Annotated in this window: 2 protein-coding genes and 1 pseudogene; all 3 read left to right on the top strand. The window is 69.6% G+C overall.

What is annotated here, in order from left to right; genetic code table 11:
- Positions 1-158 (top strand): annotated as a pseudogene (locus tag JCM21793_RS30805) (ParA family partition ATPase); the annotation flags it as partial.
- The gene (locus JCM21793_RS23210; protein ID WP_025031887.1) at positions 155-409 is read left to right on the top strand and encodes a hypothetical protein; all 255 of its coding nucleotides are present in this window, start codon (positions 155-157) and stop codon (positions 407-409) included. The pseudogene JCM21793_RS30805 and the gene JCM21793_RS23210, both read left to right, overlap by 4 nt.
- The coding region (locus tag JCM21793_RS23205; RefSeq protein ID WP_025031886.1) for a DUF2840 domain-containing protein at positions 406-740 on the top strand (335 nt) is incomplete at its 3' end. The genes JCM21793_RS23210 and JCM21793_RS23205, both read left to right, overlap by 4 nt.

Genomic DNA, 740 nt, shown 5'->3' with positions numbered 1-740 from the left:
TTGCTCGCCGCCACCATCGGCCAGCGCGCGTCTTCGCCGACGCCGCGCAGTCCGGCCGGCTTGCATCCGAGATCGACGCGGACAGCCCGGCCGCGCGCGAGATCGTCGCGCTTGCCGCCGAGATCGACCGGCTACGGATCGGGAAGGCCACGCCATGACCGGGCGTATCCGCAAGTCCGGTTTCGCGTCCCGGCCGGGCAATCCCGAAAGCTGGATCAAGGCGGCCGAAACGCCGCCGGGCGGCAAGACCGCCGGCGAAGCGTTCACCGCCCGCCTGACCATCGACATCACCGCCGAGCTGCGCGGCCGCATCAAGGTCGCGGCCTTCCGGCGCGGCATCACCGTCACCGACATGCTGCGCGACCTGCTCGCCCGCGAATTTCCACCCTCCGAAGGAGACCAGCCATGACCGGCAAGGCGGCCCGCCGCATGCACGGCCGTCCGCTGCCGGACGGTCCCGCACCCTTCACAACCCTGGTCGAACTGACCTTCGAGAAACGTAAGGTCGAGCACTGGATACGCTTCGGCCGCAAAAGCTACGAACAGATCATCGACCGCCGCCGCAGCGTCGTCGGCTTCGCGCCGGGCAGCGTCTTCGCCTTCGTCCGCTGGGCCAAGGGCGAGCACGGCACGGTCGTTTCCCGTATCGACATAGTGCGCGCCATCGGCCGTGGCGAACCCTTCCAGACGCTGCCCTTCGTCCGGCCCGGCGGCGAAATGCTGTTGCGGCTCGACGGCTG

Source organism: Nitratireductor aquibiodomus NL21 = JCM 21793 (genome assembly GCF_000615975.1).
Lineage (GTDB): Bacteria > Pseudomonadota > Alphaproteobacteria > Rhizobiales > Rhizobiaceae > Nitratireductor > Nitratireductor aquibiodomus.
The sequence above is the reverse complement of the archived record's forward strand: the minus strand, read 5'-3'. Positions and strand labels throughout refer to the sequence as shown.

Bases quoted from the DNA above. Each gene is read 5' to 3' on its own strand.
- JCM21793_RS23210 (WP_025031887.1), top strand. From the start codon at position 155: ATGACCGGGCGTATCCGCAAGTCCGGTTTCGCGTCCCGGCCGGGCAAT.